General features: G+C 44.9%; 15 protein-coding genes and 3 tRNA genes. 16 read left to right on the top strand and 2 right to left on the bottom strand.

Annotated elements, in window-relative coordinates; translation table 11 throughout:
* The first annotated feature begins 7 nt into the window (after window positions 1–7).
* The 6 genes from DW025_RS12080 (at window position 8) to DW025_RS12105 (ending at window position 5844) form a co-directional block, all read left to right on the top strand.
* Window positions 8–81, top strand: a tRNA-Asp gene (locus tag DW025_RS12080).
* A gap of 32 nt (window positions 82–113) precedes the next feature.
* Window positions 114–186: transfer RNA gene (locus tag DW025_RS12085), tRNA-Val, on the top strand.
* 30 nt (window positions 187–216) lie between these two features.
* Window positions 217–302, top strand: a tRNA-Leu gene (locus tag DW025_RS12090).
* A 403-nt stretch (window positions 303–705) separates the two neighbouring features.
* Complete coding sequence (locus DW025_RS12095; RefSeq protein ID WP_120000079.1) at window positions 706–2088, top strand: amidohydrolase family protein; 1383 nt, start codon at window positions 706–708, stop codon at window positions 2086–2088.
* A 46-nt stretch (window positions 2089–2134) separates the two neighbouring features.
* Complete coding sequence (locus tag DW025_RS12100; RefSeq protein WP_120000081.1) at window positions 2135–3472, top strand: uracil-xanthine permease family protein; 1338 nt, start codon at window positions 2135–2137, stop codon at window positions 3470–3472.
* Between the two features lie 188 nt (window positions 3473–3660).
* Entirely contained in the window at window positions 3661–5844 is a 2184-nt protein-coding gene (locus DW025_RS12105; protein WP_120000083.1) for a TerD family protein, read from the top strand.
* Window positions 5845–5883: 39 nt separating this feature from the next.
* On the opposite strand, the gene DW025_RS12110 is transcribed toward DW025_RS12105, so the two are convergent.
* Window positions 5884–6237, bottom strand: coding sequence for a GyrI-like domain-containing protein (locus DW025_RS12110; RefSeq protein WP_243104982.1), 354 nt, complete (start codon window positions 6235–6237; stop codon window positions 5884–5886).
* On the opposite strand from DW025_RS12110, the gene DW025_RS12115 reads away from it, so the two are divergent.
* The 3 genes from DW025_RS12115 to DW025_RS12120 are packed head-to-tail and all read left to right on the top strand — an operon-like array spanning window position 6236 to window position 7378.
* Window positions 6236–6568 (top strand): 4Fe-4S dicluster domain-containing protein, encoded by a 333-nt coding sequence (locus DW025_RS12115; RefSeq protein ID WP_330423977.1) that lies wholly within the window; start codon window positions 6236–6238, stop codon window positions 6566–6568. The two genes, DW025_RS12110 and DW025_RS12115, sit on opposite strands and share 2 nt — an antisense overlap.
* The gene (locus DW025_RS15215) at window positions 6534–6773 is read left to right on the top strand and encodes a hypothetical protein (protein WP_242992581.1); all 240 of its coding nucleotides are present in this window, start codon (window positions 6534–6536) and stop codon (window positions 6771–6773) included. The genes DW025_RS12115 and DW025_RS15215 overlap by 35 nt, the downstream gene beginning before the upstream one ends.
* Window positions 6752–7378, top strand: a complete 627-nt coding sequence (locus DW025_RS12120; protein ID WP_243104983.1) for a hypothetical protein — start codon at window positions 6752–6754, stop codon at window positions 7376–7378. Before DW025_RS15215 ends, DW025_RS12120 begins: the two co-directional genes overlap by 22 nt.
* A gap of 269 nt (window positions 7379–7647) precedes the next feature.
* Here the strand turns inward: DW025_RS12120 and murI are convergent, their stop codons facing one another.
* Window positions 7648–8415 carry a glutamate racemase gene (gene murI / locus DW025_RS12125; RefSeq protein WP_117548518.1) on the bottom strand — a complete coding sequence of 256 codons (768 nt, stop codon included), beginning with the start codon at window positions 8413–8415 and terminating at the stop codon, window positions 7648–7650.
* 219 nt (window positions 8416–8634) lie between these two features.
* On the opposite strand from murI, the gene DW025_RS12130 reads away from it, so the two are divergent.
* From DW025_RS12130 to secE, 7 genes are all read left to right on the top strand, one after another.
* Window positions 8635–9138 (top strand): HD domain-containing protein, encoded by a 504-nt coding sequence (locus tag DW025_RS12130; protein WP_117548519.1) that lies wholly within the window; start codon window positions 8635–8637, stop codon window positions 9136–9138.
* Between the two features lie 80 nt (window positions 9139–9218).
* Window positions 9219–10046 carry a zinc ribbon domain-containing protein gene (locus tag DW025_RS12135; protein WP_022216199.1) on the top strand — a complete coding sequence of 276 codons (828 nt, stop codon included), beginning with the start codon at window positions 9219–9221 and terminating at the stop codon, window positions 10044–10046.
* A 30-nt stretch (window positions 10047–10076) separates the two neighbouring features.
* Window positions 10077–10871, top strand: a complete 795-nt coding sequence (locus DW025_RS12140) for an enhanced serine sensitivity protein SseB (RefSeq protein ID WP_117548521.1) — start codon at window positions 10077–10079, stop codon at window positions 10869–10871.
* 14 nt (window positions 10872–10885) lie between these two features.
* Window positions 10886–11362 carry a COG2426 family protein gene (locus DW025_RS12145; RefSeq protein ID WP_022216200.1) on the top strand — a complete coding sequence of 159 codons (477 nt, stop codon included), beginning with the start codon at window positions 10886–10888 and terminating at the stop codon, window positions 11360–11362.
* Between the two features lie 38 nt (window positions 11363–11400).
* Window positions 11401–11643 (top strand): hypothetical protein, encoded by a 243-nt coding sequence (locus tag DW025_RS12150; protein ID WP_055280684.1) that lies wholly within the window; start codon window positions 11401–11403, stop codon window positions 11641–11643.
* Between the two features lie 134 nt (window positions 11644–11777).
* Window positions 11778–11927, top strand: coding sequence for a 50S ribosomal protein L33 (rpmG, locus tag DW025_RS12155; RefSeq protein WP_004849439.1), 150 nt, complete (start codon window positions 11778–11780; stop codon window positions 11925–11927).
* A 27-nt stretch (window positions 11928–11954) separates the two neighbouring features.
* A complete protein-coding gene (gene secE, locus DW025_RS12160) occupies window positions 11955–12167 on the top strand; it encodes a preprotein translocase subunit SecE (RefSeq protein ID WP_015533480.1) in 213 nt (70 codons plus the stop codon).
* Window position 12168: the final 1 nt, after the last annotated feature.

Consider the following 12168-nt stretch of genomic DNA (forward strand, 5'->3'; position numbering starts at 1 on the left):
TGAATATGGCCTGGTGGCTCAGCTGGTTAGAGCGCCGCCCTGTCACGGCGGAGGTCGTGGGTTCGAACCCCATCCGGGTCGCTGTATTCACAATAGAATACTTTTTAACAAATGGGATCTTAGCTCAGCTGGGAGAGCATCTGCCTTACAAGCAGAGGGTCATAGGTTCGAGCCCTATAGGTCCCATTTTCTAAACCTTTTAATAAGGTGCAGAATGCCGGCGTGGCGGAACTGGCAGACGCACAGGACTTAAAATCCTGCGGGACTAACCTCCCGTACCGGTTCGATTCCGGTCGCCGGCATTAAATTAAAAGCCTGAAACCTAAGGAAAATCAAGGGGTTCAGGCTTTTTTCTTTACCTTAAAATATTAAGCAAAAATGGCATAAACATAAGATATTAAGGTAAAGTCCTTTAAAAAAATAAAAATATAACAACAGAGGTTATGAGTATTGACCATTTGACGGGATAGTGCTAAGATACGAGCCATCAGGAACCAAAAGTTTTATCTGTTTTCCTTAACACCAAAACAGATAGCTGTATGGTTCTTTTTTTGTTTATACCGCGGAAAATGAAAATGTAATACAGAAGATTTAGAACAGGACAAAGGAGTCTTTTCAAAAGTAGTTTGTGTGGAATGTTTTAACACACACTGCCGGGGAAGGACTCCTTTTTTAGTGGATATTCAAAGTCAGGAGGAAAGAGCTATGAAGAGTTATGATCTGATAATCAAAAATGCGCAGATACACACAATGGATGAGGACAGAAAAGTGTATGCGAAGGGAATCATAGGAATAGAGGGAGAGAAGATAACTCTGATAAAGGAAATGAACGAGCTGACACCGGATGAGCTTCAGGAATGTGAGGGCGCCGGACGTGTGCTAGATGCCGAGGGCAAGGTAGTATTTCCGGGATTTATAGATACACATATACATATATTCCAGTCATTCCTGAAAGGACTTGGAGCTGATCACAGACTGATAGAGTGGTTGAATCTTTCAGCACTCCCATATGGACAGTACATGACACCACATCAGCATGAGCTGGCAGCACAGCTTGCATGTATGGAGGCAATAAAGAGTGGATGTACGACGATGAGTGAGTTCTTCTACACCAATCAGGATCCTGAGCTGGCTCATTCCTGTATAGATGGAATGGTATCAACTGGTATCCGTAGTGTATTTATCAGAACATTTCAGGATACCGGAGAGGAATACGGAATGCCGAAGTGCTTCCTTGAGCCTGCTGGCAAGGCCATGAAGGAAGTCGATGCACTGAAGAAAGCTTATAAAGAAAATGATATGCTTTCGATCTGGACAGGTCCGGATGTCACTTGGTCAACCACAAAGGAAGGCTATCAGGAGATGCTTGAGTATTGTCTCAGCGAGAATGTTAGGTATTCAATGCACATCAAAGAGACCGAGGTCGACAATGAGATGTGCGGAAGATATTACGGCAAGGATATAGTGGATATGCTTGAGGAGATAGGATTCCTGACAGACAAATTCCTGGCAGTCCACTGTGTAAACCTCACACCTCATGACATAGAGAGATTTGCAAAATATGGAGTGTCGATAAGCCACAATCCAGCACCTAATCTTTATCTTGGTTCAGGAATACCACCTATTCCAGAGAGCCTTGCAGCCGGGGTAAATGTATCTATAGGAACAGATGGTGCGGCGTCCAACAACAGCACGGATATGCTGGAGAGCATGAAGCTGGCGGCTCTCATACAGAAGGGAATACACAGAGATGCGGCAGTCATCAGCGCAGACGATATCATACACATGGTGACGGCTGGGGGAGCAAAGGCAATAGGAATGGCTGACAAGCTGGGAACATTGGAGTCCGGCAAGAATGCGGACTTAATAATATTTGACCCTAATCATCTGAAGTCGGCACCTATGCATGATGCAAAGGCGACGGTCGTATATGCGTCATCCGAGGAAAATATCGATACAACGATAGTAAATGGAAAGGTAGTATATCAGGGCGGAAAGTTCGCTTGCGGTATAGATGAGAGAAGCCTGATAGATGAAATAAACAGCGAGCTTGTGGTTCTCAGAAAGCAGCTTGCAGATAAGTTGTAGGATGAAAATGCGGATTATGTGACAGCAGATAAGGAGGCGCGTTTATATGGAAGATAAGAAGATAATAGAAAATGACAGCCAGCTCATAGTTGGCGTAAATGAGAAGATAAGCTGTGGCAAGGCGGCATTTCTCGGAATGCAGCATGTATTGTCAATGGATCTGTATATCATGCCGTTGATACTTGGAGCGGCGATAGGACTGGCAGGAGGAGAGTTATCATTTTTCCTTCAGATGAGTTTCTTTGCATGTGGAATTGCAACTATATTGCAGGCGGGATTCTTCATGAAGTACCCTATCATACAGGGTCCATCATATGTACCGCTTGGAGCTCTGTGTACGATAGGCGGGACCATGGGAGTCAGTGCAATGATAGGAAGTCTGATCCCCGGAGCGATCATGATCATATTGCTGGGTATATTCAAGGGATTCTCAAAATTTGTGAGAAAGGCAATACCTCCATTTATCGGTGGTATCATCATACTTATAGTTGGAATATCACTGACACCTACAGCGGCCAAAGGGATCGCAAGCTCAGATGGAAACTTAAGTGCAAATGTAGCATCAGGTCTTACTGCTGCAGGAGTGCTCATCGTATGTATGATACTTCAGTACAAGCTTAAGCATAACAGGATACTTCACATGGTATCAGTAATACTTGCACTGGTTGCCGGAACCGTGGTTGCTGCAGCAATGGGAGCTGCGGACTTCAGCTCTGTACACGATGCAGCATGGTTCGAGCTTCCGGAGTTTTTCCACTTTGGACTTCCAAAGTTTGAGATCAAGTCCTGTATACTCATGATGTTCATTTACCTTATCGTACTTCTCGATACAACAGGAACATGGGTGACGATCAGTGCCATCACAGGCGAGGATCTCAGCGATAAGAGAATAGATCGCGCTACTATTGGTGAGGGCGTTGGATGTCTTGTCGGTTCACTGTTCGGAGGAACACCGATGACAGGATATTCGTCAAATGCCGGAGTACTTGCGATAACAAAGGTTGGAAGCCGTATGGCGATCATTGCGGGTGGTATGATACTCATGGTGCTCGGCGTATGTCCAAAGCTTATGACCGTCATATCATGTATACCGACACCTGTCGTAAATGGTGTATTTGCGGTTGTATGTATCCTGCTCATATCAAATGGAATCAAGATCATACAGAGTGAGCCTCTTGATGAGAGATCATCACTTATCGTTGGAATCTCAGTCGTGGCTGCTGTGGCAACTATAGTCATTCCTACAGATGTGATGAACGAAATGCCTCAGTTCCTGAACTACTTCATGTCATCAGGTACTGCAGTTGGTGCAACCATAGCGGTGGTGCTCCAGCTCTGCCTTCCCAGAAAGAAAAAGGTTGTGAAGGTCGCGCTTGAGGGATAGCCCACTGCGTGACTTCTAAACTAGCGGTTCATTGATTTGACGATCATGGTTTGATATATTGGGTTCATAAGTTATTGAGGCCCTGAATACAGGATCATAAGAGGCTATGGTGGTGGTTCCTTCTTAATTGGGATGATAAATGTAAAAGCTTACCGCCACCGGTTTCCTCATTAATAGGGAGAAATGTTATGAACGAGATATTGCTCAGGCGTAAGAACAAAGTGATACTTGGCATTGGTACTGCAAAGGTGGCAAATGACCGCTGCATAACGACCATTATGAAGAACATCGAAGAACTTGGATATACATTTTCCAGAGAGGTGTTTGACGTTCTCAGAACATACAGCGTCAATGAACTGACAGAATTTTATCTTGAACTCAAAGCTGCGCTTATGAAGCTGAAAGATGCAAATGTTGTGTATATGCCTATGTATGCCGATTTCCCTAAGGGCGTTATGGATGCACATTTTTCTGAGTTGTATATAAATGCGATGGTGCATTACTGGTCGGATGGTATCCTGTATCCAAAGAATCACAGAAAGCGTGTAAATGACAGACTGCCACTTTTTGATGAGACGAAGGTCAAAGTTCTGCAGCTTGGAAGTGAGGCTGATGTGAGACAGATATTTGACAATATCTGTACGTCTAGAACATCCATATCAAGAACTGACAGGGAGGATATAGCATATTTATTCGAGACTGAGAATATGAAGCTGCCTGATAACATACCACACAAGGAGAATGCTGCGTACATCTCTGCGCTCTATCTGCAGAAGAATCCTCTGGCAAGTGTCAGCGGGCTCAGAAAGTATATAAAGACAGCAACTGATGTGCTGAGACTCGTCACAGCAATGAGCGATGGTGATGTGAGCCTTGCGGAGAATACGAGATACAGAAGCTTTTCACGCAGACAGAGAAGGATGATCATGGAGCTTCTGTCTGGCTGTCCGAATATAGAGGAGGACATGCTGAGATATAAGGAGAGATGGATCAGGATTGGAGAGAGGATCCATCCTTCTGAGTTTGACTGCAGCAGATACACTCTGGAGTATGACAGGGCGATAAATGCATTTGACAAGCTGAGAAATAACAGGAAGATAGAGACATTTGCGGGAAAGGTTGAGTTTGACCTTGCTTACGGTGAGTATGAAAGTGCGCTTGCCGAGCTGGTGAAGAGACCGGGTGAACTGGCAAGGAGACTGGATCAGCTGCTCAGAGAGACATATAAAGAGCCTGTTATAAGAAGCTTTGCGTCTGTGGCGGAGAAGGTGTCGACACCGGTGCTGCTTCAGGTGAGAGAGCATTTCCTGCACAGAGCTGAGCAGGCGGATGTAAGAGTGTTCTTCCCAAAGGGGAGTCTTGCAAAGTGCCACAGCGAGCGAAACAATCTGCCAGATATAGATGAGAAATACTGTCAGGAAGTTATTCGGATCTGCGAAAATGCGCTTGTGAAGATATATGGACAGAGGGAGCCTATGGGTAAGGTGTACCTGTCTGAGGACTACAGGAATTATGTGGTACCATTCAGCCAGAGAAGCGCCAGCAAGGCGATGAAGACCATAGTCAGGGGTTCAAGACTTCCTATGGATTCGCAGACAAATGCTGTGAGGGCATTTATATGGTGGACGAATATGGACAAATGCGATTTTGAGTCCTATGATTCCGGAAGGATCGATATAGATCTGTCGGCGGCTATATTTGACGAGAACTGGAACTACATAGAGCACGTGTCATATACCAATCTGAAATCTGCAAAATATAAGGCATGCCATTCGGGCGACATTGTAAATGGCGGCCCGGTGGACGGCGATGGTGTCAGTGAGTTCCTTGATGTGGACGTGGATTCCGTTGTGAGATGTGGGGCAAGGTATGTGGTGTACCAGGTGTACAGCTTTACCTGTCAGACCTATGCGGATATGCCTCACGCAATGTTTGGATGGATGGAGAGAGCTGATGTGGATTCGGGCGAGATATATGAGCCAAAGACGGTGGAACAGAAGCTTGATCTGACGGCGGACAGCATGGTGTGCATTCCTGTCATATTTGACTGTGTGAAGAGGGAGTTCATCTGGTGTGACATGAATATGTCGCTCAGTGGCATCCATGCGAATATCGGTGGTAATAATCTGGAGAGCAATCTATCTGGAGTTGCAGCGGTATGCTATTCCATGGTGAATGTGAAGAAACCAGATCTCTATGATCTTATCGCGCTCAATGTCATGGGCAGAGGAGTGCTGGTGGACAACAGGGAGGATGCTGACATTGTGTTTGACACTGAGTTGTATCTGAATAATGACACAGTGGAGAATGAGCGTGATAAAATGGTGATAACCCCATACGACACGGAGCTGTTCATGGGTGAGTATCTGTAATTACATTTTTAGAGAACAGAATGAGCTGCGGCAAAATGGTTATTTTATCATGAACTGCAGCTCAATTATGTACTCACTGTCATCGTTGGTCTCATAATCATCTATATGACACATTTCAACAGGGTCACTGGCAATCTCAAGCTGATGATCCTGTGCGTATGTATAGAGTTGTGGCAGCAGTTCCTTTGTCTTGGTCAGGTCACCCCTGTATGTCATGGAGAGGTATCGTCCTGCTGGAAGTACATAGTTGCAGTCCGAGTTCTCAAGGTATGGGGCGAAGAAGAATACGTTCTTGGTACGGTAATACCTGGACTTGGGATTGCTCCCGGGGATGTCAAGGGTATAGCAGTCGCAAGCACCTATTGTGTCAATCCTGGTGTTGTGGCTCTGCATGTATTTGACCACATACATTCCGTGCAACCCGTGTCAGGATGCGTGCCCGAAGGGATGTATAAGCATAGGCGCAAATATTACATCACTTCCAACGGTGACGGAGAATCCATGTATAGGATGTGGTATGTGTGTTGCAAGCTGTTCAGGACAGGCGATATTTCTGGTGGACGAGGATACCGGGGATGGCTATGGAACGGTTACACTTCCGTATGAATTCTTGCCTATTCCTGAGAAAGGAACAAAGGGTGTGGCACTTGGCCGTGATGGACATGAGGTGTGCGAGGCGGAGGTCGTAAATGTCAGGAGTGCTTCATCCTGGAAGATGCGTTGATGTGATGGAAGAGACAATGGGACTCATGGAGGATGGGGATTTCCTCATGGGCGGCCCGTATAATGATGCCCATGGACTTATGTTATATTTCCCTAAGAAGTCGCCTATAGAGAATTTCCCTGTCAATAATGCAAGAGACAGAAGATTCATTGCTATGCCTGCAGATCAAGTCTCAGAGCCATCATGTCACAGAGATTTGACATAGACACCATCAAGATAAAGGGCAGCTCACCGACATCGGCAAATGCGATTAAGATGAAAGGGTACATAGAGGAAAATTATCCTCAGGTAAAAAATATAGTTCTGTGCAAGGATATGGAGGAGGCACTTAAGGATGCCGACATCATAACTGAGGCAGTCTCATGCAAGGAGGGCGAGTGGCCAGAGTACAAGCGAGAGTGGCTCAAGCCCGGAGCGCTGGTCATATCTACAAGTACCTTCAATATGGAGCATAAGAGCATTGTTGACCTGAAAAAAGTTATAGACAACTACGGAATGTATGAGAATTATGCAGAGGAAGATAATGTTGGATATGATGAAAATGGCGATAGACTCCACACAGGCTGCATGGGAGAGGACTTCGTCTATATGGTGCAGGATGGATTGATCGAGAGGGATTCCCTTACTACATTCGGAGAGATAATCCGCGGCAAGAAGCCCGGCCGTGAATCCGACGACGAGATCATCCTCGTGTCCATAGAGGGAATGCCGACAGAGGACGTCGCCTGGGCATATGAGTGTTACACCTACGCCCTTGTACATGATATCGGCACGAAACTCAAAGTCTGGGATCACCCATATGCATTTTGACAATTCTGAGAACCAGCTTTGAATAATAAGTCGTAGTCAGGCTCAAAACATATATTCAGCAAAAAAGCCGTGTATGTACATGGACAATCGGTAGTGAATACAGCCGAGCTTCGAGCATTTCTGTGCTAAGGCATAGCACGCAAACGCCCTTATCGCGTGCGGAGCCGCATGCATATAGAAATGCTTGAAGCGACAGCTGTAGAACGTGATTGACCATGTACATACACGGACTTTTTTATGTTGGATATATGTTTTGAGCCGTCCGTCAATTACGCTTCAAACAATTGGTGACAAAGTTTAATGGTTTCAGGGTTTGTGCTGCTGCTGTAGAACTCCACAGTGCCCTTCTCTATGGAAGGCGTGAGAAGCTCAGCGATGCGCAGTCTCCTCTGAAGCTCCAGGGCGGTGCCGTGGGCTCCATTGAAGATCTTCACGTCAGGTCCGGCTATGCGCTGTATAACCTTTTCCACAAAAGGATAATGAGTGCAGCCGAGAACGATTGCATCCACATGCTTCTCCAGAGATGGGGCGAGCAGTCCCTTCAGGAATTCAGTGATCTCCTCACCGTCGAATATTCCTCTCTCAACATAATCTGCAAGGCCCGGACATGGAACCGGGTAGATATCGGACTCCTTTGAATAATGTTTCATGAGTTCATGAAATTTAGGTAGAGCCAGTGTGGCAGGGGTGGCCATGACGGCAACCTTGTCGTGCTCCTTCCACAGAACCGCAGGCTTCAGAGCCGGCTCAATGCCTATGATAGGAATTGAGGGATACTGCTGTCTCAACGTGGATGCTGCAACACTTGTGGCGGTGTTGCAGGCGATGACGATCGCCTTAACATCCTTTGCGAGAAGAAAATTGGTACACTGCTCCGATCTCTCAAGAATGGCCTCTCTGGTCTTTGTTCCATAAGGTGCGTGTGCTGAATCACCAAAATATATATAATTTTCACAGGGCATGAGCTCCACGATGTCGCGGAGAACGCTTATTCCGCCTAGCCCTGAGTCGAATACTCCAATTGAACGTGTGTCCATAATAAAATCTCCAATGTTTTGTATCACTTGTATTGATGGTTTATCTCTAACCCAAAATTATACTATTATAGTCAATAAAAAACAACTTACGGAAGTATATATTATAGAAGTAACAGAAAATCCGGGCGTAAGGAAGATTAAATGTTTATAAACTGTATAGACTATTCACAAATAGTGGTGTTAGAATGATACGAGTCACAAAGAAAGGCGGATGATGACATGGCACGAGATTTGGTTTCTATAGTAAAAGAGAAAATGATTGAATACTATGCCGGGGATTCCAGACGGGTACATCACTTCCTGAAGGTTCATTCATTTGCGAAGCTGATAGCTGAGATGGAGGGCATGGAGCCCGACGAGATGCAGGTCCTGGAGATCGCAGCACTTGCCCACGATATAGGCATAAAGAACGCAGAACTGAAATATGGATATAATAATGGCAAGCTGCAGGAACAGGAGGGACCACCTGAGGCAAGACGGCTGCTCAGAGAGGCAGGTGCAGAAGATGCCGCAGTGGAGAGGGCATGTTATCTGGTGGCACATCACCACACCTACAGGAATATAGACGGTCTGGATTATCAGATACTGGTGGAGGCCGATTTCCTCGTCAACATGTATGAGGATAAGGCGGACGCAGATACTATAAGGACGGCATACGATAATATATTTGCCACGGAATCCGGCAAAATGCTGTGCAGACAGCTCTTTTCGCTGGAATATTGAAAAAAAGATGAATTATGTTATACTTAACAGGTCAGAGATGGTGACAGTGTAGATGCCACTGTCAGATTTGGAGGAGAAAGATGAAGCTTTATATATCAAAGTTACTGTCTACAGCTTTGCCAATAGTAGGAGTGCTGTGTATATTTGGATTTGCATTTGCAGGAAATATAAGCATGGGCTGGATTCTGTTCGTAGTGCTTGCGCTTATATCAGGCATTATAAACACCATATTCTTCAGATGTCCGCACTGCGGCAAATCAATACCGGCAAACTGTACGGTCAACCAGAAGTATTGTCCTCTGTGTGGAGAGGATCTCGGTATGAAGCCTTCAAGAATAAGCTACTACGGAAAATGCCGCAAGAATAAGAACGGAGTTATGAGAGGTTATTCCACAGTTGGACCTATGGTATTCATAGTAAGCCTGCTCATATTGTTCCTCATTGTGGTGGCTGTATTTGGAGTGGACAGTCTCAATAAAGGTATGGGAAGGATTGCAGTCATACTTGCATTCTGTGTGAGCGCTATACTTGCGATATTCTGCAGGATAGCGGTATCATCGGCGGTGAAGATGGATGACAAGGCGATATATTTCAGTAAGATACCATTTATGTGGAGAAAATACGAGATAGATGATATAGTAGAGAATGAGCGCGTTGTAGAGCCGTTCTATCACGTGAACAGAGGATACATATTTGCAACCTCAAAGGGAATGGTGGCTATACCGATGGCATCATATGCAGGTGGCCAGGAGTTCTTTACGGAATTTACCTCAAGGATAGGCCAGAGCATGCCGGATGTGAGACCGGATCTTGTGTTGTCCAAGAGATCAGATCAGGCAAAGGCTGATGAAGAGCACTATGAGGAAGCGGTGAAGCTTTACAACGAGCATTACGGTGAGAAGAGATAATACACAATTAATTAATGAAAGGATAACGAGATGGACGTAAAAGACATTGGAAAAAAGATTGAGAACGTGGAGCTTGTTGAGGCTATGCACGCAGTTAGAGAAAATGAGAACAAGGATACACTTAAGCAGCTCTTTGAGTCAGTGGTTCATGCAGTATTTATAGTTCCTGCAAAGTTTGACCAGGAGCCAAAGCCTGATGAGAATGGAAAGGTTACATTCCAGGACGGAGTGAAGATCAACTTCTCACTTTTGACAAATGAGCAGGGAGACAAGGTACTTCCATGCTTCACAGATTATGAGTCGATGGCTTCATCACAGTTTAACGATGGCTTCCAGAGGATCATACTTCCATATAAGCAGCTTGAGGATCTTGTGTTCAATTCAAATGGAAACATAAGCGGAATAGCTATGAATCCTTTCACTGAGAACTGCTTTATATCAGGAGAGTTTATCCGTCAGTACAGAGAGAGCTCACGTACAGGACTTGTACAGAGCAAGATCAAGCCAGGCGCAACAGTCAAGCTCAGAACACCAAAGTATCAGCCGGTACAGATGCTTGATGCTGCAAGAGAGTATCTGGCAGACAAAGAGAATGTTGACAGAGCGTATATACAGATGATGGAGGAGCAGGGACAGGAGGATAAGTATCTTGTTGCTCTTGAGGTAAACGGAGACGAGAAGCCTGTATTTGCCGGACTCATACCTCTTATGAAGCCTCATTCATTTGGCATCGAGGTGGCACTGGTCAGAGCAGACAACATGCTTGGTAAGAAAGTGACAGAGGTAACAGAGCCGTTCTATGTTAGAGCTGGACTTGAAAATTAAATGAGAGGATCGTTATGTTAAAAAAATATCTGACTATATTTCTTATATCCATGGTACCAATACTTGAGCTTCGAGGCGCCATACCGTATTCGGTGGGCTTTGGACTTCCGAGTATACCGTCATTTATAGTGTGCGTCATAGGCAATATGATACCGGTTCCATTTATATACTGGTTTGCAAGACGTGTGCTTGAGTGGGGAAAAGACAAGAGATTCATAGGCAAATTCTTCACATGGTGTCTTGTGAAGGGAGAGCACGGCGGACAGAAGCTCATGGCAAAGTCCGGCACTGGAGTGTATATCGCACTTCTGCTGTTCGTGGGAATACCACTTCCGGGAACCGGGGCGTGGACAGGAACACTGGCAGCCAGCTTCCTTGAGCTTGACTGGAAGAAAAGCGTTATCATGGTCATGCTGGGAGTGATCATGGCAGGAGTGATTATGTACCTTGGAAGTATAGGATTGTTCGGAGCGATAGGTCTTTTGAAATAATACTGATATAAGTAAGATTTACAGAGAGGTTGATAAATATGGCATTTAATCCGGGAATGATGTTTAAGATCAAAGGAGCCTGGGAGCGGTTCGTCCAGAATCATCCAAAGTTCCCTATGTTCCTCAGAGCAGCCGCTGCCACAGGAATAAAGGAAGGCTATATAATAGAAGTGAAGATCACAGATACAGAGGGCAAGACCATTTGTACCAATGTGAAGCTCACAGATTCCGACATGGATCTCATAGATGTCATAAAAGACATGAGCACAAACGGAAGATAGACGGACAGGATCAAATATACTAGAAATTATATAAAAGACTTCTTGACTTGCATAGGTCGATTGTGTTATTGTAGACTTTGCGATGAAAGAGGTCTTTTTTTTGTGCCTTAAAATAACAATGGAGGTAAGTGGAAATGCGCGTTAAAATAACATTGGCATGTCAGGATTGTAAACAGCGTAATTACAATATGACAAAGGATAAGAAAACGCATCCAGACAGAATGGAAACAAAGAAGTACTGTAGATTCTGCAAGGCTCATACAGTACACAAGGAGACAAAATAGTCTGAACCAGTAAGGAGGAATAGAGTTATGTCTAAATCTAGTAAAGAAGAAAAGTCAAATACTCTCAAGAGAAGCTGGTTTCAGGAATTAAAGGGAGAGTTCAGGAAGATTACATGGCTTGATAAGAGCTCCCTTGCAAGACAGTCATTTGCGGTAGTTGTTTCCTCAGTCGTACTCGGCTGTATCATAGCTATCGTAGATTGGTTGATCCAGATTGGTTTGAATTTCATAGTTGGGTAAA

This window comes from Coprococcus sp. AF38-1 (assembly GCF_003603945.1).
GTDB lineage: Bacteria > Bacillota > Clostridia > Lachnospirales > Lachnospiraceae > Coprococcus > Coprococcus aceti.

What these genes read in the sequence shown, in the direction of transcription:
- DW025_RS12095 (WP_120000079.1), top strand. Translation starts at nt 706, where the DNA reads ATGAAGAGTTATGATCTGATAATCAAAAATGCGCAGATACACACAATG.
- DW025_RS12100 (WP_120000081.1), top strand. Translation starts at nt 2,135, where the DNA reads ATGGAAGATAAGAAGATAATAGAAAATGACAGCCAGCTCATAGTTGGC.
- DW025_RS12105 (WP_120000083.1), top strand. Translation starts at nt 3,661, where the DNA reads ATGAACGAGATATTGCTCAGGCGTAAGAACAAAGTGATACTTGGCATT.
- DW025_RS12115 (WP_330423977.1), top strand. Translation starts at nt 6,236, where the DNA reads ATGTATTTGACCACATACATTCCGTGCAACCCGTGTCAGGATGCGTGC.
- DW025_RS12110 (WP_243104982.1), bottom strand. Translation starts at nt 6,237, where the DNA reads ATGCAGAGCCACAACACCAGGATTGACACAATAGGTGCTTGCGACTGC.
- DW025_RS15215 (WP_242992581.1), top strand. Translation starts at nt 6,534, where the DNA reads ATGTCAGGAGTGCTTCATCCTGGAAGATGCGTTGATGTGATGGAAGAG.
- DW025_RS12120 (WP_243104983.1), top strand. Translation starts at nt 6,752, where the DNA reads ATGTCACAGAGATTTGACATAGACACCATCAAGATAAAGGGCAGCTCA.
- murI (WP_117548518.1), bottom strand. Translation starts at nt 8,415, where the DNA reads ATGGACACACGTTCAATTGGAGTATTCGACTCAGGGCTAGGCGGAATA.
- DW025_RS12130 (WP_117548519.1), top strand. Translation starts at nt 8,635, where the DNA reads ATGGCACGAGATTTGGTTTCTATAGTAAAAGAGAAAATGATTGAATAC.
- DW025_RS12135 (WP_022216199.1), top strand. Translation starts at nt 9,219, where the DNA reads ATGAAGCTTTATATATCAAAGTTACTGTCTACAGCTTTGCCAATAGTA.
- DW025_RS12140 (WP_117548521.1), top strand. Translation starts at nt 10,077, where the DNA reads ATGGACGTAAAAGACATTGGAAAAAAGATTGAGAACGTGGAGCTTGTT.
- DW025_RS12145 (WP_022216200.1), top strand. Translation starts at nt 10,886, where the DNA reads ATGTTAAAAAAATATCTGACTATATTTCTTATATCCATGGTACCAATA.
- DW025_RS12150 (WP_055280684.1), top strand. Translation starts at nt 11,401, where the DNA reads ATGGCATTTAATCCGGGAATGATGTTTAAGATCAAAGGAGCCTGGGAG.
- rpmG (WP_004849439.1), top strand. Translation starts at nt 11,778, where the DNA reads ATGCGCGTTAAAATAACATTGGCATGTCAGGATTGTAAACAGCGTAAT.
- secE (WP_015533480.1), top strand. Translation starts at nt 11,955, where the DNA reads ATGTCTAAATCTAGTAAAGAAGAAAAGTCAAATACTCTCAAGAGAAGC.